Origin of the sequence: Kitasatospora sp. NPDC004614 (assembly GCF_042873675.1) — a bacterium.
Taxonomy (GTDB): Bacteria; Actinomycetota; Actinomycetes; order Streptomycetales; family Streptomycetaceae; genus Kitasatospora.
Map to the genome: position 1 here is coordinate 45,604 of NZ_JBIALR010000014.1, position 21,251 is coordinate 66,854.

Here is a 21,251-nt window from a genome sequence, read left to right on the forward strand (position 1 = left end):
GGAGCGGCCGGCCGGCGCCGCCCTCCGACCGCACCCGTACGAGCCGAAGGACATCGCTGTGAAGCGCCCCACCTCCCTCGCCCTGGCCGCCGCAATCGCCGTGGGCGTCCTCTCCGCGACCGCCACCCCCTCCTCCGCCGCCACCGTTCCGCCCACCCCGGCCCCGCTGCGCGTCATGCCGCTCGGCGACTCCATCACCGCGGGCGTCGGCAGCACCTCCGGCGCCGGCTACCGGCTGCCGCTCTACAACACGCTGTCCGGACAGTCCCGCTACCGCTTCGACCTGGTCGGCTCCTGGTCCGGCGGCGCGGTCGGCGACCCGGACAACGACGGCCACAGCGGCGCCCTGATCGACGAGATCACCCAGAACATCGACAGCTGGCTGGCCGGCGCCCAGCCCGACGTGGTCCTGCTGCACCTCGGCATCAACGACCTCGACCGCGGCGACCGGACCCACGCCCCCGACCGGCTCGCCGCCCTGGTCGACCGGATCGCCGCCGACCGGCCCACCGCGACCGTGCTGGTCCAGGGCCTCATCCCGACCACCGGCCAGCTGGAGAGCGCCGCCCAGACCTTCAACGCCGCCGTCCAGGCCCAGCTCCAGAGCCGCGCCGACGCCGGCCGCAAGGTCCGGTACCTCACGCCGCCCGCGCTCACCACCGCCGAGATGAACGACCGTCTGCACCCCAACGACAAGGGCTACGCGCGGATGGCCCAGGTCTTCACCGCCGGCCTCGACCAGGCGTTCACCGAGGGCCTGGCCGTCCGCCCCGCCGCCCCGCGGGCCGGCACCGAGGCGGGCGGCGCGGGCCGGGCCCGGTTCGCCGACTTCGACGGCGACGGCAAGGCCGACTACATCGTGGTCGAGGACTCCGGCGCCGTCCGGGTCTTCCTCAACAAGGGCGGCGACGGCCACGGCGGCTGGCAGGACCTCGGCCAGGTCGCCTCCGGCCTCACCAACGACAAGTCCCGCGTCCGGTTCGCCGACTTCGACGGCGACGGCAAGGCCGACTACATCGTCATCCAGCCGGGCGGCGCGGTGAACGTCTTCCTCAACAAGGGCGGCGACGGCCGCGGCGGCTGGCAGGACTACGGCCAGGTCGCCAGCGGCACCACCAGCAACCCCGACCAGGTCCGGTTCGCCGACTTCGACGGCGACGGCCGCGCCGACTACGTGACCATCGGCGACGACGGCGCCGTCAACGTCTTCCTCAACCGCGGCGGCGACGGCCACGGCGGCTGGAACGTCCAGGGCAAGGTCGCCGGCGGCGTCACCACCGACCGCTCCCGGGTCCGCCTCGCCGACGTCACCGGCGACGGCCGCGCCGACTACAACGTCATCAATCCGGACGGCTCCATCACCAGCTACACCAACAACGGCGGCGACACCCACGGCGGCTGGACCCTCCGCCCCAAGATCGCCGCCGGCCTCACCACCGACCAGAACACCGTCCACCTCGCCGACATCACCGGCGACGCCCGCGCCGACTACCTCATCGTCAACGGCCCCACCCGCGCCTTCGCCAACAACGGCGGCGACGACACCGGAGGCGGCTGGACCGACCTCGGTCAGATCGCCACCGGCGTCTGACCCCCACCCAGCAGAACGGCCCGCACCCCCGGAAAGGGGTGCGGGCCGTCGGGCGGTCAGAAGTCCGAGGTGTCCAGCCGGAGTCCGAACGGTTCCGGCAGTTCGACCGGCTCCCCGAAGGGCAGCGGCCCGATCGCCCGGGTGTACCCGAGCGGGCCCGGCTCTGAGAACAGCGTGCAGGCCCGGTCCCGGCGGTCGATCAGCAGATAGAGCGGAGCCCCGTACTCGGCGTACCGCCGCCGCTTCACCACCCGGTCGGTGTCGCCGTTGGAGTCGGACGTCACCTCGACCACCAGCAGGGTCTGGTCGGGAAGCAGTGCGCCGCTGCCCTTGGCCAACGGGGTGGGTACGACGGCCACGTCCGGGATGAACCAGTTGCTGGACCCTGGAAGATCGAGATCGCCCGCGCCCATCACACAGTCGAGCGCGTGGACCTTGTCGTTCAGTTGGCGGCGCACATGACTGGCGATCGCCTCGTGGTCCCACCCCGGTGCCATCGGCTCGATTACCCCCTCAATGATCTGGACGCGTTCACCGGCGTGATGCTGGATCGCGTACTTCAGGGCCTGTTCCGGATCGACCGAGTTGTACGGCAGTTCGCTGGGCAGAGCACTCATCGACCCCTCCTTCGTCGGCTCCACGCTACCGATCGTCCCTGCTCGTCCCAAAGGAATCTCACCCCAACGAGCGACGGCCCGCACCCCCAGGAGGGGTGCGGGCCGTCGGGCAGGGTGTGTGTCAGGCGGCGGCCGGAACCGCGGCGGGACGGTCCTCGGTGAGGAGGTCGCCGGTGGGGCGGTTGTAGGCGGTGAGGTCGAGGGTCTTCTCACGGGCCGAGACCAGGATCGGGACGACGACCTGACCGGCCACGTTGGTGGCGGTGCGCATCATGTCGAGGATCGGGTCGATGGCCAGCAGCAGGCCGACGCCCTCCAGCGGGAGGCCCAGGGTGGAGAGGGTCAGGGTGAGCATCACGATCGCGCCGGTGAGGCCGGCGGTGGCCGCGGAGCCGATCACCGAGACGAAGGCGATCAGCAGGTAGTCCTTGATGCCGAGGTCGATGCCGTACACCTGGGCGACGAAGATCGCGGCGAGCGACGGGTAGATCGCAGCGCAGCCGTCCATCTTGGTGGTCGCGCCGAACGGCGCGGCGAACGACGCGTACTCGGACGGGACGCCGAGGCGCTCGGTGACGCGGCGGGTGACCGGCAGGGTGCCGACGGAGGAGCGGGAGACGAAGGCCAGCTGGATCGCGGGCCAGGCGCCCTTGAAGAAGTTCAGCGGGTTGAGACCGGCGACGAAGCGCAGCAGCAGCGAGTAGACGCCGAACATGACGATCGCGCAGCCGACGTAGACGTCGATGGTCAGGGTGGAGAAGGGCTTGAGCAGGTCCCAGCCGTAGACGGCGACGGACTTGCCGATCAGGCCGAGGGTGCCGAGCGGGGCGAGCCGGATGACCCACCACAGGGCGGTCTGGACGAGTTCGAGGATCGCCTCGGAGAGCTTGCGGACCGGCTCGGCCTTGTCGCCGAGCTTGAGCAGGGCCGCGCCGACGACCACGCCGAGGAAGACGATCTGAAGGACGTTCACCTTCAGGAAGGCGTCGGCGATGTTGGTCGGGATGATGCCGGTCAGGAAGTCGACCCAGCTGCCGCCCTTCTCCACGCCCTTGACGCCGGCGGTGGAGAGGTTGGCGCCCTTGCCGGGGTCGGTGAGCAGGCCGAGGCCGAGGCCGACGGCAACCGCGATCAGCGAGGTGGCGAGGAACCAGAACAGCGTGCGGACGGCTAGCCGGGCGGCGTTGGTGACGTTCCGCAGGTTGGCGACCGAGACGATGATCGCGGTGAAGACCAGCGGCGGGACGGCCAGCTTGAGCAGCTGGACGAAGGTCTTGCCGATGGTGTCGAGGGTGGTCTTCAGCCAGGACACGTCGCCGGACCGGGCGATCCAGCCGAGCAGCAGGCCGAGGACGAGGCCGCCGACGATCTGGACCCAGAACGGGGTGCGTCGGATGCGTCCCAGCAGGGTGGGCGCGGGCACGGGCGCGGTGGACATGGGTGTGCGACTCCGGTGAGGTGCGGGGGTGGGGTGAGGGGCGGAGGCGGCGGCACGCCGGACGCGGGCCGGGTGGGGAGACCCGGGAGCCGACAGCGGAGCTGTCAGCGCGTCAGGAGCGGCGTGCCGCCCGCATACAGCCGCCGGAGCGACAGCGGCACGGGCCGTCCACGGCACCGGGCAGACGCGGGCAGCGGGACATGAGCGGGATGCTCGTCCCGGTCTGGCGCGCGGCGTCTGCGGTGGTCATGCCCCGTAGATTAGCAACAAACCTTTGAGATGTTCAAAGTACTTGTTTGAGATCGTTCTCGAACCACCCTTCACTGACGGATCATCAGCTCGAACGGCCCACGGCCTGCAGCTTTGACGCCCCTCTGGTTATACGTATAACTTGAGGCTTCACCGAGACCTCGCCAGAAGGACGCCCATGGGCTACGCCGCACTGCTCCGCGCCCCGCACGTCACCCGGCTGCTGGTCGGCACCCTGATCGGACGACTCCCCGCCGGCATGACCGCACTGGTGATCGCCCTCGCCCTGCGCGAGGCCGGCACCCCGTACAGCCGGATCGGCCTGGCCACCGCCGCGTACGCGATCGCCGCCGCGATCGGCGGCCCCGTCCTCGGCCGGATCGTCGACCTCACCGGCCAGCCCCGCGTCCTGCTCGCCTCCGCCACCCTGGCCGGCGGCGGCTACGCGCTGCTCGCGCTCGCCCCGGGCTCCCCCGTCGCCGCCCCGCTCGGCGCCGCGATCGCCGGCCTGTGCATGCCGCCGCTGGAACCCTGCCTGCGCTCCCTCTGGCCCGACGTCGTCGAGGAGAAGCAGCTCGACACCGCGTACGCCTTCGACTCCGCCTCCCAGCAGATCCTGTACGTCGCCGGACCGCTGGCCGTCGCCGGACTGGCCGCCGCGTTCTCGCCGTCCACAGCCCTGTGGACGGCCGCCGCGCTCGGCCTGCTCGGCTCGCTGGTGGTCGCCACCACCGCCCCCGCCCGCCACTGGCAGGCCCCGCCGCGCGCCGAATCCGCCGGACTGCTCGGCCCGCTGCGCTCCCCCGGCCTGGTCCTCCTGCTGCTCGGCCTGGCCGGCACCGGCTGGGCGGTCGGCGCGCAGAACGTGCTGTTCATCGCCTACGCCGAACGCCACCCGGGCGGCCTGCCCGGCGGCGCCGGCACCCTGCTGGCACTGGCCGCACTGGCCGGCCTGCTCGGCGCGCTCGGCTACGGCGCCACCGCCTGGAAGGCCGACACCGCCACCCGCACCTGGATACTCGCGCTCGGCATGGCCCTCGGCTACCTGCCGCTGCTGCTCCTGCCCGGCCCGCTGCCGATGGCCGCGCTCGCGTTCCTCTCCGGCCTCGGCCTGGCCCCGCTGCTGGCCGCCGCGTTCATCCTGGTCGCCGAACTCGCCCCGGCCGGCACCGTCACCGAGGCGTTCGCCTGGCTGGTCACCCTGTTCGCCACCGGCAACGCGGCCGGCTACGCCGTCTCCGGCGCACTGGTCGACACCTCCCTGCACGCCGTCGCCCTCTGCGCCGTCGCCGGCTCCGCCCTCGGCGGCCTGCTGCTCCTCACCACCCGCCACCGGCTGCGCCCCGCCCAGGTCGCGCTGGCCGCCTGAAACCGCTCGCCCGCACCGCCCGCGGCCTGCTTGGATGCGCCGCATGACGAACTTCCAGCTGCCCGCGGGCTACACGGTCTCCACCGATCCGGCGCTCCTCGACCGGGAGTCGGTGCACCAATGGCTCTCCGAGGACGCCTACTGGGCCCTCGGCCGGCCCCGCGAGAAGCAGGACCGGGCGATCGACCACTCCCTCAACTTCGGCCTGTACGAGGAGACTTCCGGCGCCCAGGTGGGCTACGCCCGGGTGGTCACCGACCGGGCCACCTTCGCCTGGCTGTGCGACGTGTACATCGCCCCGCCGGCCCGCGGCCTGGGCCTGGGCACCGCGCTGACCGCCGCCGTCCGCGACGAGCTGGCCGCACTCGGACTGCGCCGCCTGATGCTGGCCACCCGGGACGCGCACGAGGTGTACGCCAAGGTCGGGTTCAACCCGCTCGCGCTACCGGAGAAGTGGATGGTGCTCGGCGAGCAGTAGCCGCTCAGGCCGGCGCCGTGGACCGCCGCACCACCAGCGTGGTCGCCAACGGGTCGGCCGGTGACGGCAGTTCACCGCCCAGCAGGGCCACCAGGGTGGCCAGGCCGGTCCGGCCGAGCTGTTCCCCCGGCAGATCGACGGTGGTCAGCGGCGGGCTGAGCAGCTCCGCCACCGGAATGTTGTCCATGCCGACCACCGACAGGTCGCCGGGGATCCGCAGCCCCAGCTCGTTCGCCGCCTGGTACAGCCCGGACGCCACCACGTCGTCGTCGCACACCACGGCGCGCGGCCGGTCCGGCCCGGCCAGCAGCTCCCGGGCCGCCCGCGCCGCCTCCCGGTTGCCCTCGTTCAGGCTGACCGCCCGCTCCTGCACGTCCAGCTCCGCGGCCGCCGCCGCGAACGCCGCCTGCCGGACCCGGAAGGTGTACGCCGAGTGCACCGAACGCAGGTAGCCGATCCGCCGGTGCCCCAGCGCCGCCAGGTGGTCGACGGCGGCCCGCATGCCCGCGGTCAGGTCCAGTTCGACGGTGGGGCGGCCGGGGTTGGCCGCCGGGTCGGCGTCCAGGAACACCGCCGCCGTGTCGGCGGGCAGCCCACCGAGCTGCTTGTCGTCCGGGGAGCAGATCAGCATGCCGTCGAAGCGGCCCGCGGCCGCGGCCTCGGCGAGCGTCGCCGCGTCCCAGCCGCTGGAGACCACCACCGAAAGACCGTGCCGGGCCGCCTCCTCGTGCACGCCCGTCAGCACCCGGCCGAAGAACGGGCCGAGCAGGTTCGGCACCGTCAGCAGCACCATGCCGCTGCGGCCCAACCGCAACTGCCGGCCGGCCGCCTGCGGGCGATAGCCCAGCTCCCGGGCGGCATCGGTGATCCGCTGGCGGGTGGCGTCCGAGACCCGGTGCCCGGCGCTGCCGGAGAACACCAGCGAGACCGTCGCCTGCGACACCCCCGCCAGCCGGGCCACGTCCCGCCCGGTCGGCCGCCGCCGCGCCCCCTCGCCGGACCCGGAGTCCGACACGCCGGTCAGCCGGCCTGCGCCTGCCGGGCGGCAGCGGCCCGGGCCGCGTCGTCCGCCTCGTCCTCGGCGGCGTCCCGGACGACGGAGCGGGCCTTGCGGTTGTCGATCCGGTTCGCGATCTGCGCCGACATCTCGTCCCGCTGCTTGCTCAGCACCACGTAGCTGATCGCCGAGGACGCCACCATCGCCAGCGCGAACAGCAGGATCAGCCCGAGGTCACCTACCACCGGAATCACCCCGAAATGGGCCAGCAGCAACGCGACCAGCAGGCAGGCCAGAAAGATGCTCGCCCGCAGCGAGGTGTAGCGGAGCGTCGCGTTGATCTTGCTGCTCACCGGGGATCGTCCTTCACTGCCGGGTCGCGCCGCAGGGCACGAGGGGGTAATGGCCCTCCCAGTGAAGCACGACCTCACATCTTTCAAGCGCAGAGGGGAGCCCCGCCAGGGCCTGAGGCCCGCCGCAGTCACGACCCCCCGCTGTCCCCGACCACTCGCAGCTCGGCCTCGCCGTTCCCCGAGCCCCTGAATGTCCGCCCTGCAAGCGCCAGACAGCACCCCACCGCCACCACACACAGCACCCCCGCCGCGTACCAAGTCGCGTCGTAGTTCCCGAAGCTGTCCCGAGCCAACCCGGCCAGCCCGGCAACAATCGCCGCCCCCACCTGGTGCGCCGCCAGCACCCACCCGAAAACGATCGGCGCATCCGCCCCGAAGTGCCGCCGGCACAGCGCGACGGTCGGCGGCACGGTCGCCACCCAGTCCAGCCCGTAAAAAACGACGAAGGCGAGAATCGGCGGCCGCAGGCTCTCCCCGAACAGCGACGGCAGCAGCACCAGCGAGAGACCCCGCAGACCGTAATAGGCGATCAGCAGCCGCGTGGAGTCGAACCGGTCCGTGAACCACCCGCTCGCGATCGTCCCGACCACGTCGAAGACCCCGATCAGCGCCAGCAGCGAGGCCCCGGTGGTGACGGGCATGCCGTGGTCGTGGGCGGCGGGGATGAAGTGGGTGCCGACCAGACCGGCGGTGGTCGCACCGCATATCGCGAAGGAGGCGGCGAGCAGCCAGAACGCCCGGCTGCGGGTGGCCCCGCGCAGCACTCGCAGGGAGCGGGCGATCGCCGAGCCGTCGACCACCGGCGGCGCGGGGGCCTCGGTGGCCCCGTACGGCAGCAGCCCGAGGTCCGCGGGGCGTTCGCGCATCAGGATCAGTACGGGGACGGCGACGGCCGTGGCGGCGAGCGAAACGACCACCACCGCCGTCCGCCAGCCCTGGTGTTCGACGAGCGCGGCGAGCACCGGCATGAAGATCAGGTTGCCTGCCGCGCCGGCGGCGGTCAGCACGCCGGTCACCAATCCCTGCCGCGCCTGGAACCACCGTCCGGAAATCGTGGTGGCGAACGCGCCGGCCATCGAGCCGCTGCCGAGTCCGACCAGGACGCCCCAGCAGAGGATCAGCTGCCAGGAGGCGGTCATCAGGACGGTGAGTCCGGCGCCGACGGAAATGGTGAGCAGTGCGCAGACCACCACCAGCCGGACGCCGAAGCGGTCCATCAGGGCGGCGGCGAACGGGGCGGTGAGGCCGTAAAGGGTGAGGTTGACGGAGACGGCGCTGGAGATGGTGGCGTGCGACCAGCCGAACTCGTTGTGCAGGGCGTCCATCATCAGGCCTGGCGCGGAGCGGAATCCGGCGGAGCCGACCAGGACGACCAGCGAGACGGCTGCGACGATCCAGGCGTAGTGCAGGCGCGGGGCGGGCCGTGGCGGGGCCGGGTCGGCGACGGGCGTGGTGGTGAGTTCGTTCACCCGCCGAGTCTGCGGTTCCCGGCCCCGCCCGCACGACGGGGTTTGCTGCCATCTCCCATCGAGATCCGGACGCCGTCCGGGCGGCCGCGACGTCAGTGCCCGCCGGCGACCGGCCCGCCGTCGGGGACCCTGCGCAGGCCGCGGATGGGCGCGCTGAGCAGCAGGGCGGTGGCGGTCAGTACGGTGACGATGCCGCCGACCACCAGGACGTGCTGCGCGCCGAAGGTCTCCATCGCGGGTCCGGCGAGCGCGGAGCCGAGCGGGAACATGCAGACGGAGCCGGCCACTTCGTACGCGTGGATGCGGTTGAGCACCTCGCCGGGCACCTGGGTCTGCACGCTGGTGGCCCACATGACGCCCCAGAAGCTGATGCCGATGCCGGAGACCGTCATCGCCGCGCCGAGCACCGGCCAGGGCAGGTCGAAGGCGAGCGCGAACTGCTGGAGCGGGAAGGCCAGGAGGGCGAACGCACCGGCGGCGAGCGGACGGACGGGCTTGACCCGGATCGCGATCAGTCCGCCGATCACGGTGCCGGCGCCGAACATGCCGTTCAGGATGCCGAACACGGTGCCGCCGTGCGCGGGCACCACCAGCGAGCCGAGCAGCGGGGTGAGCGGACCCCAGGAGAGCACTGTGAAGATCATCCAGATCACGATGACGCCCCACATCCAGCTGCGGGAGCGAAACTCGTGCCAGCCCTCGACCAGGTTCTTCCACAGGCTGTCGCCGGGCGGCGGCGCGGGGACGGGGCCGAGCCGCAGCACCAGCAGCGAGCTGGCGCTGATCGCGTACATCACGCCGGCGATGACCATCACCCAGCCGGTGGAGGCGGCGGCCAGCAGGCCGGCCAGCGGCGGGCCGGCGAGGACGGTGAGCGCCTCGGAGATCCGCAGGATGCCGTTGGCGCCCTGCACGTCGCGGGCCACCAGCGGGACGGTGGAGGCGGCGCCCGGCTGGAACATCGCGGCGGCGGTGCCGGCCAGCGCGAGCAGCAGGTAGAGCTGCCAGAGCTGGTCGACGCCGCGGAAGAACAGCAGCGCGAGCAGCACCCGGGTGGTGAGGTTGAGCAGGTCGGCGAAGATCATCAGCCGGCGGGCGGTGAAGCGGTCCGCGAGGACGCCGCCGATCAGGACCAGGCCGGCGAACGGGGCGAGCAGGAAGGCCATCGCGTAGCCGACCGTGGAGGCCGAGTGCCCGCTGGTCAGCAGTCCGGTGGTGACGGCCACGGGGAGCATCGCGTCGCTCAGCAGGCCGGCCGAGCGGGCGGTGAAGTAGAGCCGGAAATTGCCCGACCAGATGGCGGGTTCGGCGGGGGTACTGACGCGCGCGGTGGAGGCAGTATCGAGTTCTGGTGCGGTCACGACCCACAGTTTTGGTGTAGACCACCACCGTTTGCCAGTGCTTTTGGATCACGATGCGGCGTCCGACCCGCAACTGACCGGACGACAGCCCGCCGTGCGCGCCCCGAGCACGGCACCGCGGGCTGTCGTCCGGGTCTGCGTCCGGGCCCTGAAGCCGTGACGCCGGGCGTCCCGATTTCGCCGAGGTTCCGGGCGGATGCGGCCAACGACCCCCTGAGTGTCGGCACCGCCCGGGCTCCCTCGGCGTCCCCTCGCAACGGAACGCCGCACCCAAGAGTGATCAGTCGGATACGTCACGTCAATGGGTTGTCCGAAATTCAGATGGATCACCCGGAGCGCGGACAGCGCACGCGTGGCGCGCCCGGACCCGCCGACGGGCGTTCAGCGCGCCGAAGCAACCGGCTGCGCCGCCCGTTCGCACACCGCCGCCACCGGGCCGATCTCGCACCACACCCGCTTGCCGGAGCCGTCCGGGTACCAGCCCCAGCGCTCGCACAGCAGCTCCACCAGCTCCAGGCCGCGCCCGTTGGTGGCCTCCGCGTCGGCCCCGGCGTGCCGGGGGGCGGGGGCGGCGCAGCTGGCGTCCGCGACCTCCACCCGGACCCCCGGCGGGGCGTCCGGACCGGCCGGCATCAGCAGGCGCAGCACCGCCGGACAACCGGTGTGCACCACCGCGTTGGTGACCAGTTCGGAGACCACCAGCACCAGCGTCTCGGCAACCGGCGAGTCCGGGTCGAGACCGCCGGCCTCCAACCGGGCCCGTACCCAGCGCCGGGCTCGTGAGACCTCCGCCGGGTCCGCCTGGACCGCCAGCTGTACCTGAAGTACCTGCACCGTTCCACCACCCGCACTCGGTATTCGGCCCGCTTGATCCCGCCGGTCCGGTCGGCCGTGCCTCGTGGAGGCCGCCGATCCGCACTGCCCATGGCATCGACACGAATACGCCCCAGAATGATTCCGGGACCGGGTCGCAGCAAGAGCTTCGGGCATATTCCAGCGTTCGGGGGATGTCTCGGTGCATACTGTCCCGCTCACCCTGCCGGGGTTCGCACGACCGGTCGGCGGCACCGCCACCGCGGGTACTCCCGACCGTACTCCCCACGCCCCGTCATCACCGGGCCGCCACGAGCGAACCACCCTTCCCACAAATGTCCAGCGGGCGCTCGAACGGCGCCCGCCGAGCATTCGTCAGGCGAACACCACGGTCCGGGTGCCGTTCAGCAGCACCCGCCGCTCGCTGTGCCACTTCACCGCGCGGGCCAGCGCCTGGCACTCGACGTCCCGGCCGAGCGCCACCAGCTGCTCCGGCGTCACGTCGTGGGTGACCCGGGCGACCTCCTGCTCGATGATCGGGCCCTCGTCCAGGTCGGCGGTGACGTAGTGCGCGGTCGCGCCGATCAGCTTCACACCGCGGGCGTGCGCCTGGTGGTAGGGCCGGGCACCCTTGAAGCTCGGCAGGAACGAGTGGTGGATGTTGATCACCCGGCCGGACAACTCTTTGCACAGCCCGTCCGACAGCACCTGCATGTAGCGGGCCAGCACCACCAGTTCGACCCGCTCCTGCTCGACCAGGTCCAGCAGCTGCTGCTCGGCCTGCTCCTTGGTGTCCTTGGTGACCGGCAGGTGGTGGAACGGGACGCCGTAGGACTCGGTCAGCTCGCGGAAGTCGGTGTGGTTGGACACCACCCCGACGATGTCCACCGGCAGCGCCCCGATCCGGGTGCGGAACAGCAGGTCGTTCAGGCAGTGGCCGAACTTCGAGACCATCAGCAGCACCCGCATCCGCTCCGCGGACTCGTGGATCTGCCAGTCCATCCGGAACGAGGCGCCGACCGCCGCGAACGACGCCCGCAGCTTCTCCGCCGTCACCGGCTGCTCGGCCGAGAAGTGCACCCGCATGAAGAACAGCCCGGTACCGGCGTCGCCGAACTGCTGGCTGTCGATGATGTTGCAGCCCGTCATGAACAGATAGCTGGAGACCGCGTGCACGATGCCCTGCTTGTCGGGACAGGACAGCGTCAGAACGTACTGGGAGTGGGCGGTCTCTTCCATGTCGCGGGGTCCCGTTTCTCGGCTCTGGTGCGGACGGATCGCCCAGCCTGGCACAAATCCGCCCGCCTTGCGGCCACCGCCCGCCACCCGAGACTGCGCGCCACCCCCACCGCTCAGCGGTGCGCGGTCAGTTGCCGCAGCTCGGCCGGCGTGGACGGCGGCAGGTCGGGGTCCGTACCGTCGTTGACGGCCAGCAGGTGGTGCGCCTCACGCGCCGCCCGCACCGCCTCCGGCCAGTCCGGGTGCCCGAGGTAGACGGCCGCCGGGGCGTACTCGCCGACCTGGCTCACGATCCGCAGCACCCGCAGCACCGCCGCGTCCACCGCGACCGCCTCCGCGGAGTCCCGGAACACCGAGCCGACGTACTTCTCCGCCGCCTTCCACCGGTCCAGCCAGCTGTCCTCGACCAGCCGGTACACCGCGTCGTGGAGATCCCCGTAGTCGCCCTGCCCCTCCAGCCAGGCCATCCGCTGGAAGCCGGGGTCGGAAAGCATGTGCAACGCCGAACGGATCCGGGCGCGCCAGCGCCACCAGGGCACGTCAGTCAGGGGCATGACGCCCATCGTGCTGGAGCGGCCGCCCGTTCGAGAAGAGTTTCGGGCAGAACGGTACGGAGAATCCACGCTGTCGGACACGGGAGATGATCGTACGTTCCCCGGCCGGTCGCCCTCCACACGCGACGTCATCACACCCGCGAACCCCGTGTTCCTCCCCCGTTGACGGACCGTTCACATCACGTCCCTCTCGCCGTGCGCAGCCCCCACCACGCTGGACGCGCCGAACCTGCGCAAAGAAGCACGGGTCAGTCCCCGCAGCATCTCCAGGGAGGAACAGAGCACCATGACGCGGAACGGAACCCCCCGCCCGAGACCCGCCGTCAGCGGCCGCCACCACCGCACCACCGCCGCCCTCGCCGCCGGCCTGGCGCTGCCCGCCCTGCTCTCCACCACGGCCTGCGGCGGCCCCGCCGCCGCCGACGCCACCGGCCGGGACGTCACCGTGATGACCTTCGCCCCGTCCGGCACCGGCGCCGCCGACCGCCCCGGCATGACGGCCCTCGCCGAAGCCATCGGCCGCGACCTCAACGCGCACGGCGGCCTGAACGGCCGCAAGGTCACCGTCCTCACCTGCAACGAGCACGACACCACCGACGGCGCCACCGCCTGCGCCAACCAGGCCGTCGGCGCACACGCCGTCGCCGTGGTCGGCTCCGCCAGCCAGTACGGCAGCAACTTCATCCCCGTCCTGGAAGCCGCCGGCATCCCCTTCATCGGCGGATACGGCCTCTCCACCCCCGAGTTCAGCAGCCCGCTGTCCTACCCCGTCAACGGCGGCACCCCCGCCCTCGTCGCCGGCAGCGGACGCCAACTGATCGACGCCGGCTGCAAGCAGATCGCCCTGATCCGCCCCGACACCCGGGCCGGCGACGCCCTGGTCAGCTACCTCAACACCGCCGTCAAGCAGACCAGCATCAAGGTCACCGACATCAAAGCCCCCGAGAAGTCCCCCGACTACGCCCCCTACGCCCGGCGGGCCATCGGCGACGACCGCCCCGGCAACTGCGTACTCTCCGCACTCGGCGCCGAACCCACCGGCAACCTGCTCGACCCCTACCGCCGCGCCAACCCCAAGAACACCCAACTCGCCTCGGTCATCGGCTCCTTCCAGCAGTCCGTGGTCGACTCCACCGGCGGCGACAGCGGCCCGCTCCGCGGCGCGTACGCCACCGGCTGGTTCCCCGCCGAGAGCTCCCCCGTCTGGGACAACCTGCGCGCCACCGCCCGCACCTACGGCAACGGCACCACCATCGACGTCACCGACCCCGGCGTCCAGACCACCTGGGTCGCCTACACCGTCCTCCGCCAGGCCGCCGGCCGCATCGACCCCACCCGGCCACTCACCGCGAAGGCCCTGCAGACCGTCCTCGACAGCGGTGACCCCATCGACACCGCCGGCACCACCCCACCCCTCGGCTGGGGCGTCACCAACATGCTCCCCACCGCCGACTCCCCCCGCCTGGTGAACACCTCCGTCACCTTCCAGCAGGTCCAGAACGGCCGCCTGGTCGAACAGCACCAGGGCTTCACCAACGTCCGCAACATCCTCGCGGGGTGAATAGCGGGCGAAACCAGGGAGAGCACAACCAGGGGCGCGGGGAACTGCGCGAAGCGGAAGGACCCGACCGCAAGATCGCAACGCAGGACAATGACCTGCACTTGATCGCGACCTTGCGGACGTGATGTGCGCTTGTCGCGCAGTTCTCCCCCAGCCCTAGGGGGCTGGGAGGTGCCCCCACGCGCCCCTGGTTTCCCTCGCCCTACAGCTCCGTCGCGCCCTTCTCCGCCAGCCCCGTCTTCGACGCGATCGCGCCCCACAGCTTCGAGGCCTGCTCCTTCGCCGTCGTGGCGGAGCCACTCGCGGTGTTGCCGTTGCGGTAGTGGTCGTTGTCCTTCGCCTTGCCCCCGTCGCAGCCCGCGACCATGTCCCCGGCCCACAGGGCGTATTCGGAGTCGGCGGTGGAGGACGCCTGCCAGGCCTTCTGCAGCTGCTCGACCAGCTTGCCGCCGTCGGTGAGCTGGTCCACCTTCAGGTCGCCGAGCTTCTTCAGCAGGTCCTGCCGCTGCGCGGCGGCCGCGGTCAGCGCGGCCTGCGCGTCCGGCAGACCCTGGCACTTGCCAACGGCGGAAACCGCGTTGACCACCGAGGTGCGGCTCGCGCTCGCGGTGCCGAGCAGGTCGGACATCGCCTGCGCCTGCGCCTTGGTCTCGGGGCCGACGGCGCCGTCCGCGCCGCCGCCACCGGCCTGCGCGGACGGTGACTGGCTGCTCGAACTCTTGGTCTTGGCCTGGCTCTTCTTGGTGTCGTCGCCGCCACCACTGGCGAACACACCGATCAGCACCGCGATCACCGCGACACCGGCCACGCCCGCACCGATCAGCACCTTGGTGTTGGGCTTGCGGCCACCGCCGTTCGCCGGCCCGCCGTTCGCCGATCCACCGTTCGCCGATCCACCAAACCCGGCCTCCGGCGCGGCCTGGTACGCCTGCTGCTGCGGCGGGACCGCCCCGTACGCACCCCCGTAGCTCGGCTGCGCGGGAGCGGGCGCGGGCGCCGCGTACTGCTGCTGCCCGCCGAACGTCCCGCCGGCGTAGCCCTGTTGCGGGAATCCGATCTGCGTCGGCGCGTTCGACGCGGCCGCCACGGACGGGTCGCCCGCCGGGTAGGGCGGCAGGTACTGGGTGGCCCCGACGTCCCCCTGCGGGGCGACCGGCGCGGCCTGCTGCGGCGCGCCCCAGTACTCGGGGCTGCCGCTCTGCCCCAGCGGCGGGGCGGACTGCTGCTGCGGAACGGGGTTCTGCGGCTGGGCGTACGGGGACTGCGAGGCGGCCTGCACCGGGGTACCGGTGCCCTGACCGTCCGTGGCGGGTTCCGGCCGGAACAGGTCGTCCAGATTGAAGTCGCCGGAGTTCGGATACGAGCGGCGCTGGCTCAACGCGATTACCTCACCTGTGCACGGCACCGGGATCCCGGGCCTTTCGGTTGCCCCGCCGGGTTGCTGACGACGGACCACAACTGCGAGGCCACGCTACCGGTTCACCGGCACAGGTGACTACGTGGGCTGTTGTTCTGTGCTATTGCTTCACGAAGCCCGATCGTCCCCACCTGTACCGGCCGACCCCGCCCCACCTGCTGCGCGGCCACCCCACCTGCTACGCGGCCTCCCCATCCATCCGGGCGTGGAACTCGCGTACCGCCCGGTGGCTCCGGTACGGCTCCAGCCGGCTGCGGAAGTCGTCCAGGTACTCCACGCCCCGGTTCGAGCGCAGCCCGCTGAGCAGCCGGACCGCCTCGGTGCCGGTCTCGCAGGCGCGTTCGAGGTCGCGCTGCTGGAGTTGGGCGGTGGCGAGCAGCACCAGGTCGACGGCGCGCCGGCGGACCCGGTGCGCGGGGTGCAGTTCGAGCGCGGTGCGGGCGTAGTGCTCGGCCCGCTCGCCCTGCTGGAGGTCCCGGTGACAGTGCGCCAACTCGTCGGCCAGGTAGGCCTCGTCGAAGTGCACGATCCAGTCCGGGTCGTCGGCGGGGTTGCGGCGTTCCATCGAGGCGAGCGCCTTCGCGGCGACCGCCTCGCAGGCGTACGCGTCGCCGAGCAGGGCGTGGCCGCGGGCCTCGGCGGCGTAGAACATGGCCATCGCGGTGGGGGTGGCCACCGTGCGGGCGCCTTCCTGGGCGGCGCGGGCGAGTTGGGCGATCTCCCGGGGGTTGCCGAGGGTCGCAGCGAGGTGGCTCATCGAGGCCGCCAGCACGTAGCCGCCGTAGCCGCGGTCGTCGGCGGCCTGGGCGAGGCGCAGCGCCTGGATGTAGTAGCGCTGGGCGAGGCCGGACTGGCCGGTGTCGACCGCCATGTAGCCGGCCAGCTCCGTCAGCCGGGCGACGGCGCCGAAGAGTTGACGGCCCGTCTCGTCCCGGTAGGAGCCGCCGAGGAAGCCGGAGACCACGCTGTTGAGGTAGTGCACCACGACGGGGCGGACGTGGCCGCTGCCGAAGCGGTGGTCGAGGTCGACCAGCATCTGGGTGGTGGCGCGGATCGCCGCCACGTCGGCGAGGCCGACCCGGGTGCCGCCGGTCCGCGCGACCACCGGGTCGGGCGGGGTGATCAGCCAGTCCCGGCTGGGTTCGACCAGGGCGGACGCGGCGACGGTGGTGCCGGCCAGGAAGTCGCGCTTGCCGACGTCGCTGCGCCACAGTTCGCAGATCTGCTCCAGCGCGGTGGCCAGGCTGGGCGCGAACTGGAGTCCGACGGCGGAGCTGAGGCTCTTGCCGTCGGCCATGCCGATCTCGTCCACGGTGACACCGCGGCCGAGTTTGCGGCCGAGGGCCTCGGCGATGACGGCGGGCGCCTGCCCGCGTGGTTGTTGCCCGCGCAGCCAGCGGGCGACGGACGTTTTGTCGTATCGCAGGTCGAGCCCGTGCTCGGCTCCGCAGAGGTTGACCCGGCGGGCCAGGCCCGCGTTGGAGCAGCCTGCCTCCTGGATCAGCTGCTGCAGACGTTCGTTCGGCTCTCGTGCGACGAGCGGTCTCGCGGCCATGGGATTTTTCCGCCTCCCCAACGCCGTCCGGACCCGACCGGAGGGCGACGACTGTGCAACACCATGCGGAATACCCACGGTGACGTACCCACTCCCCACGCGCCCTGCTGAATGCCCCTGTGCGCCCCCACTGCGCCCGTTACCGCCCCTGTCGCGCCGGGGGGTTCCGACCAGGATCACCGTCCCGGGTGACAACGTCCGCCCCGTTCGAATCGTTCGGCGGCGGCCCGTAACCCTCACTCACGGACGGTAGTTGTGCTCCACGTGGACAACGCCTCCCAATCCCCCGAACCCGACTCGCCGTCGCTACTGGCCGAAGCCGTCCGCTGTGCCGAGGTCCGCCACTGGGAGGTGGTCCCCGGGGCGTGGCTGGTCGATGACGACGGTTTCACCCGCTGCTCCTGCGGCGATCCGCGCTGTGCGCTCCCCGGCGCACACCCCGTCGGCGCCGACTGGGGGCTGCTGGCCAGCGTCGGGTCCGCGGTGGTCCGCGGGTGGTGGGCGGAGCACCCTGAAGCATCGATTCTGCTGCCCACCGGGAGGGCGTTCGACGTGCTGGACGTGCCGGAGGTGGCGGGCTGCCTCGCCCTGGCCCGGATGGAGCGGATGGGGCTGCCGCTCGGCCCGGTGGTCTCGGTGCCGGCCGCGGCGGGGCGGCGCGGGCGGCGGCTGCACTTCCTGGTGATGCCCGGCGCGGTCGCCAAACTGCCGGAGCTGCTGCGGCAGATCGGCTGCACCTCGGGCGGGCTGGACCTGGTGGCGCGCGGCGAGGGCGATTGGATGGTGGCCCCGCCGTCCCGGTTCTCCGGCCGCGGCGGGACGGCGATCTGGGCCCGGCCGCCGACGGCACAGAACCGGTGGCTGCCGGACGTGGTGGATCTGGTCAGCCCGCTGGCGTACGCCTGCCGGCGCGACCCCTCGGCCCCGCGCCCCGCGCAGCGGGAGGCCGCCGCGGTGCACTGAGCGACCGCGCGCCACGCCTCCGACCGCTCGGAACGCGATCTTCCGGAAACAAGTCGTCATACCCGCAGGTCAGCGGGACAAGCCAACCGATCGGGTGACAGCGCTCAAGGATTGGCGGCGTCGACCGAGGGGATCATTCTCAGCGTCGGCACGGGGTCGAAAAAACGGAAGGAGCGGGCGGGCCGAGAGCGTGGGGGACTGCCGGGAGGGCGTTCGGTCGGGGAAGCCGAGTGCGGCAGCAGGAGGGGCTGGAGGGGATCAGGGAGGGACCGGAGGGGATCAGGGAGGGAGTCGGGGGAGGGAGGCGCGGCGGGGCCCGGTGCGGGGACACCGGGCCCCGAAGCGTGTGCCCCGAAGCGCGGGCCCCGCGTGTTCCGAGGCCCCGGGGCCTGCCCGGCCCAGCAGCGTCTCCCGCTACGGCTGCGCGACGAACACGTGCGCCGCGATCTCCTTGCCCAGTTCGGCCGCGCCGTCACCGGTGCCGACCAGCACGCCGCCGGCCGCCGGGGCGACCCGCACCGTCGCACCGGGGCGGACGCCCGCGCGGCGCAGGGTGCGCATCAGTTCGCCGTCGGTCTGGATCGGCTCGCCGATCCGCCGCACCACCACGTCCGCGCCGTCCTTGCCGGCCACCGACTCCAGCGTCACCAGCCCGGCGTCGAAGCCCTCGCCCTCGGCCTTGGTGTCGCCGAGCTCGTCCAGGCCCGGGATCGGGTTGCCGTACGGGGACTGGGTGGGGTGGCCGAGCATGGCGAGCACCTTGCGCTCGACCGTCTCGCTCATCACGTGCTCCCAGCGGCAGGCCTCCTCGTGGACCTGCTCCCACTCCAGGCCGATCACGTCCACCAGCAGGCACTCGGCGATGCGGTGCTTGCGCATCACCCGCACCGCCAGCCGGCGGCCCTCCACGGTGAGTTCGAGGTGCCGGTCCTCGGCGACCTGGAGCAGGCCGTCGCGTTCCATCCGGCCCACCGTCTGGCTCACCGTCGGGCCGGACTGCTCCAGCCGCTCGGCGATCCGGGCGCGCATCGGGGTGATGCCTTCCTCCTCCAGCTCCAGGATGGTGCGGAGGTACATCTCAGTGGTGTCGATCAGCCCTGACATCGCCCCTGGCTCCGTTCTTCGGTGTCCTCACCGCCAATTCTGACGTACGAAGGTGACAACCCGGTGCGCTCCGTCGTTGTGCCCGGCTGCCGGACGCCCTGCGCGACGGTTGACAGCCGGGCGCGGCAGGGGCCACCGTGCACGCCGTAGCTGTCCCCATGCGGTCCGGGCCCCCGGACCGCCCGCGCGCTCGGACGGAGCACGAGATGACCGAACTGGTCGGCCGTTACCTGGATGCCGCCGTGGCCCACCTGGAGCGGATCCGCGCCGAGGAGGGCGAGAACATCGACGCCGCCGCCGAGCTGCTGGCCGAGGCCGTCGAGCACGGGCGCCGGATCTTCGCCTTCGGTGCTGGGCACTCCTCGCTGGCCGCCCAGGACGTGGTCTACCGGGCCGGCGGCCTGGTGGTGATGAATCTGCTCAACGTGCCCGGCATGACCGGCGTGAACGTGATGCCCGCACACCTCGGCAGCGCGCTGGAGCGGGTCTCCGGGCTGGCCACCACCACCCTCGACCTCACGCCCGCCCGCAGCGGCGACCTGCTGTTCCTGATCTCGCTGTCCGGCCGCCAGGTGATGCCGGTCGAACTCGCCCGGCACGCCCGCGACCGCGGCATGAGGGTGATCGGCGTGACCTCGCTGGCGTATCCGGCCGCGGTGAGCTCCAACCACCCGTCCGGCACGTACCTCAAGGACAACTGCGACCTGGTGCTGGACAGCAAGATCGCCCCCGGCGACGGCGAACTCGACCACCCCGGCGCGGGCGCCCCGTTCGGTTCGGTCTCCACCATCGTCACCAGCGCGCTGATGCAGTCCGTGATGGCCTCCGCCACCGCCAAGCTCGCCGACCGCGGCATCACCCCGCCGCTGTTCCGCTCCGGCAACGTGGACGGCGGCACCGAGTGGAACAACAAGGTGATCGCCGACAACGCGGACCGCATCTTCTACGCCTGGTGACCGCCGGGCGCCCTCCGCTGACCTCCCGCTGACCGCCCCGCGCCCCCGGCGCAACCCCGCGCATTCGGCCAACTCCGGTGCCGGTCGCGTAAGTTCGACCGGCGCTGGGAAGGACTCCCGAGACCGGTGAGACGGCGCTGCGGGGGCAAAAATGGCAACTGGAGCGGGGCGTTCGATCGGCTTCGTACGGGAGCAGGACCTGCTGCCGCGGCTGTTCTGGGCCGCCGACGGCGCGTCCCTGCAAGGTCAGGCCCGGGCGGTGGCGCTGTCCCGCTGGGAGTTGCTGCTGCTGGTCGGCGCGGCCTTCGCCGGCTCCGCCGACGGCCCGCTGTACGCCTGGCTGGCCGCCGTCGCCTACCTCGGCGCGCTGTTCATCGCCGTCACCGTCGCCTGGCAGAACCCGCAGCGGCTCTGGTACGACGGCCGGGCGATCGCCGAATCGGTCAAGACCCTGGTGTGGAAGTACGCGGTGCGCGCCGACTCCTACCGGCCGCCGCCCCGCAAGCTCCCCGACGCCGAACGCCTGTACGGCATGCAACTCACCGACATTCTCGGCGAGTTCGACACCGAACGGCTCACCCCGGGGCTCGCCGAGGAACTGCGCAGCTGGCGCGCCCCGGCCCGGCACCCGCAGATCACCGAGACCATGGAACGGCTGCGCGACCAGCCGCTGCCGGTCCGCCGCGAGATCTACCTGCGTGAACGGGTGCACAGCCAGCGCGAGTGGTACCAGGCCAAGGCCATCCAGTGCCGCAACGCCACCCGCCGGGTCGGCCGGCTCGCCATCGTCCTGCCCGCCGCCGGCCTGGTCCTCGCCGTCCTGCGCGCCCTCGGCGAATTCACCTTCGACGCGCTCGGCGCGATCTCCGCCGTCGCCGCCTCCATCTCGGCCTGGGCCCAGCTGCGCCAGTACCGTCCGCAGGCTGCCGCCTACACCCTCGCCGCCGCCGAACTCTCCAAGGTCGAAGCCCAGTTGGCGGCCGTCGACCTGTCCGCCCCGGACGCCGAGGAGAACTGGGCGCGACTCGCCCGGGACGCCGAGGACGCCATCTCCCGGGAACACACCACCTGGCAGGCGCGCCGCGAGGTGCGCAGCCTGGACATCCCCAGCTGACCTGGAGGCGCCGCGTGGCCACCCGCAGGATCGACACACCGGACGGGGGCATC

19 protein-coding genes are annotated in these 21,251 nt (G+C 72.3%); 7 read left to right on the plus strand and 12 right to left on the minus strand.

The features are described 5' to 3' along the window. Window positions 1-58 precede the first annotated feature (58 nt). Window positions 59-1,591, plus strand: coding sequence for an FG-GAP-like repeat-containing protein (locus ACFYST_RS25590; protein ID WP_387865719.1), 1,533 nt, complete (start codon window positions 59-61; stop codon window positions 1,589-1,591). A 56-nt stretch (window positions 1,592-1,647) separates the two neighbouring features. Here the strand turns inward: ACFYST_RS25590 and ACFYST_RS25595 are convergent, their stop codons facing one another. Then, a complete protein-coding gene (locus ACFYST_RS25595) occupies window positions 1,648-2,208 on the minus strand; it encodes a Uma2 family endonuclease (protein WP_387865722.1) in 561 nt (186 codons plus the stop codon). A 121-nt stretch (window positions 2,209-2,329) separates the two neighbouring features. Then, window positions 2,330-3,646 carry a dicarboxylate/amino acid:cation symporter gene (locus ACFYST_RS25600; RefSeq protein ID WP_387638464.1) on the minus strand — a complete coding sequence of 439 codons (1,317 nt, stop codon included), beginning with the start codon at window positions 3,644-3,646 and terminating at the stop codon, window positions 2,330-2,332. 427 nt (window positions 3,647-4,073) lie between these two features. On the opposite strand from ACFYST_RS25600, the gene ACFYST_RS25605 reads away from it, so the two are divergent. Both ACFYST_RS25605 and ACFYST_RS25610 read left to right on the plus strand, forming a co-directional pair. Further along, window positions 4,074-5,264: an MFS transporter gene (locus tag ACFYST_RS25605; RefSeq protein WP_387638467.1), complete on the plus strand. Its 1,191-nt coding sequence runs from the start codon at window positions 4,074-4,076 to the stop codon at window positions 5,262-5,264. 43 nt (window positions 5,265-5,307) lie between these two features. Continuing rightward, on the plus strand, window positions 5,308-5,742 hold the full coding sequence (locus ACFYST_RS25610) for a GNAT family N-acetyltransferase (RefSeq protein WP_387638469.1): 435 nt from the start codon (window positions 5,308-5,310) through the stop codon (window positions 5,740-5,742). 4 nt (window positions 5,743-5,746) lie between these two features. On the opposite strand, the gene ACFYST_RS25615 is transcribed toward ACFYST_RS25610, so the two are convergent. The 7 genes from ACFYST_RS25615 to ACFYST_RS25645 all read right to left on the minus strand — a co-directional run bounded on the left by ACFYST_RS25615 (window position 5,747) and on the right by ACFYST_RS25645 (window position 12,528). Continuing rightward, on the minus strand, window positions 5,747-6,757 hold the full coding sequence (locus ACFYST_RS25615) for a LacI family DNA-binding transcriptional regulator (RefSeq protein ID WP_387638472.1): 1,011 nt from the start codon (window positions 6,755-6,757) through the stop codon (window positions 5,747-5,749). 5 nt (window positions 6,758-6,762) lie between these two features. Then, the gene (locus ACFYST_RS25620; RefSeq protein ID WP_387638475.1) at window positions 6,763-7,092 is read right to left on the minus strand and encodes a DUF4229 domain-containing protein; all 330 of its coding nucleotides are present in this window, start codon (window positions 7,090-7,092) and stop codon (window positions 6,763-6,765) included. 128 nt (window positions 7,093-7,220) lie between these two features. Then, a complete protein-coding gene (locus ACFYST_RS25625; RefSeq protein ID WP_387865725.1) occupies window positions 7,221-8,561 on the minus strand; it encodes an MFS transporter in 1,341 nt (446 codons plus the stop codon). A gap of 92 nt (window positions 8,562-8,653) precedes the next feature. Next, a complete protein-coding gene (locus ACFYST_RS25630) occupies window positions 8,654-9,922 on the minus strand; it encodes an MFS transporter (RefSeq protein WP_387638480.1) in 1,269 nt (422 codons plus the stop codon). Between the two features lie 381 nt (window positions 9,923-10,303). Further along, entirely contained in the window at window positions 10,304-10,756 is a 453-nt protein-coding gene (locus ACFYST_RS25635; RefSeq protein ID WP_387638482.1) for an ATP-binding protein, read from the minus strand. A 354-nt stretch (window positions 10,757-11,110) separates the two neighbouring features. After that, a complete protein-coding gene (gene purU, locus ACFYST_RS25640) occupies window positions 11,111-11,974 on the minus strand; it encodes a formyltetrahydrofolate deformylase (RefSeq protein WP_387638485.1) in 864 nt (287 codons plus the stop codon). A 113-nt stretch (window positions 11,975-12,087) separates the two neighbouring features. Further along, on the minus strand, window positions 12,088-12,528 hold the full coding sequence (locus tag ACFYST_RS25645; RefSeq protein WP_387638487.1) for a hypothetical protein: 441 nt from the start codon (window positions 12,526-12,528) through the stop codon (window positions 12,088-12,090). 286 nt (window positions 12,529-12,814) lie between these two features. On the opposite strand from ACFYST_RS25645, the gene ACFYST_RS25650 reads away from it, so the two are divergent. Continuing rightward, entirely contained in the window at window positions 12,815-14,089 is a 1,275-nt protein-coding gene (locus ACFYST_RS25650) for an ABC transporter substrate-binding protein (protein ID WP_387865727.1), read from the plus strand. A 202-nt stretch (window positions 14,090-14,291) separates the two neighbouring features. Here the strand turns inward: ACFYST_RS25650 and ACFYST_RS25655 are convergent, their stop codons facing one another. Beyond that, window positions 14,292-15,467 carry a hypothetical protein gene (locus ACFYST_RS25655; protein ID WP_387865729.1) on the minus strand — a complete coding sequence of 392 codons (1,176 nt, stop codon included), beginning with the start codon at window positions 15,465-15,467 and terminating at the stop codon, window positions 14,292-14,294. Between the two features lie 217 nt (window positions 15,468-15,684). Continuing rightward, a complete protein-coding gene (locus ACFYST_RS25660; RefSeq protein WP_387638495.1) occupies window positions 15,685-17,061 on the minus strand; it encodes a transcriptional regulator in 1,377 nt (458 codons plus the stop codon). Window positions 17,062-17,316: 255 nt separating this feature from the next. On the opposite strand from ACFYST_RS25660, the gene ACFYST_RS25665 reads away from it, so the two are divergent. Then, entirely contained in the window at window positions 17,317-18,024 is a 708-nt protein-coding gene (locus tag ACFYST_RS25665) for a bifunctional DNA primase/polymerase (RefSeq protein WP_387638497.1), read from the plus strand. 414 nt (window positions 18,025-18,438) lie between these two features. Here the strand turns inward: ACFYST_RS25665 and ACFYST_RS25670 are convergent, their stop codons facing one another. Continuing rightward, window positions 18,439-19,128, minus strand: a complete 690-nt coding sequence (locus ACFYST_RS25670; protein ID WP_387638500.1) for a metal-dependent transcriptional regulator — start codon at window positions 19,126-19,128, stop codon at window positions 18,439-18,441. 206 nt (window positions 19,129-19,334) lie between these two features. On the opposite strand from ACFYST_RS25670, the gene ACFYST_RS25675 reads away from it, so the two are divergent. Together ACFYST_RS25675 and ACFYST_RS25680 are read left to right on the plus strand one after the other, a co-directional pair. After that, window positions 19,335-20,084 (plus strand): sugar isomerase domain-containing protein, encoded by a 750-nt coding sequence (locus ACFYST_RS25675; protein WP_387865732.1) that lies wholly within the window; start codon window positions 19,335-19,337, stop codon window positions 20,082-20,084. A gap of 151 nt (window positions 20,085-20,235) precedes the next feature. After that, window positions 20,236-21,198, plus strand: a complete 963-nt coding sequence (locus ACFYST_RS25680; protein ID WP_387865734.1) for a DUF4231 domain-containing protein — start codon at window positions 20,236-20,238, stop codon at window positions 21,196-21,198. Window positions 21,199-21,251 lie beyond the last annotated feature (53 nt).

Coding starts and splice junctions, on each gene's coding strand:
- ACFYST_RS25595 (WP_387865722.1), bottom strand. CDS start 2,208: ATGAGTGCTCTGCCCAGCGAACTGCCGTACAACTCGGTCGATCCGGAA.
- ACFYST_RS25600 (WP_387638464.1), bottom strand. CDS start 3,646: ATGTCCACCGCGCCCGTGCCCGCGCCCACCCTGCTGGGACGCATCCGA.
- ACFYST_RS25605 (WP_387638467.1), top strand. CDS start 4,074: ATGGGCTACGCCGCACTGCTCCGCGCCCCGCACGTCACCCGGCTGCTG.
- ACFYST_RS25610 (WP_387638469.1), top strand. CDS start 5,308: ATGACGAACTTCCAGCTGCCCGCGGGCTACACGGTCTCCACCGATCCG.
- purU (WP_387638485.1), bottom strand. CDS start 11,974: ATGGAAGAGACCGCCCACTCCCAGTACGTTCTGACGCTGTCCTGTCCC.
- ACFYST_RS25645 (WP_387638487.1), bottom strand. CDS start 12,528: ATGCCCCTGACTGACGTGCCCTGGTGGCGCTGGCGCGCCCGGATCCGT.
- ACFYST_RS25650 (WP_387865727.1), top strand. CDS start 12,815: ATGACGCGGAACGGAACCCCCCGCCCGAGACCCGCCGTCAGCGGCCGC.
- ACFYST_RS25660 (WP_387638495.1), bottom strand. CDS start 17,061: ATGGCCGCGAGACCGCTCGTCGCACGAGAGCCGAACGAACGTCTGCAG.
- ACFYST_RS25670 (WP_387638500.1), bottom strand. CDS start 19,128: ATGTCAGGGCTGATCGACACCACTGAGATGTACCTCCGCACCATCCTG.
- ACFYST_RS25675 (WP_387865732.1), top strand. CDS start 19,335: ATGACCGAACTGGTCGGCCGTTACCTGGATGCCGCCGTGGCCCACCTG.
- ACFYST_RS25680 (WP_387865734.1), top strand. CDS start 20,236: ATGGCAACTGGAGCGGGGCGTTCGATCGGCTTCGTACGGGAGCAGGAC.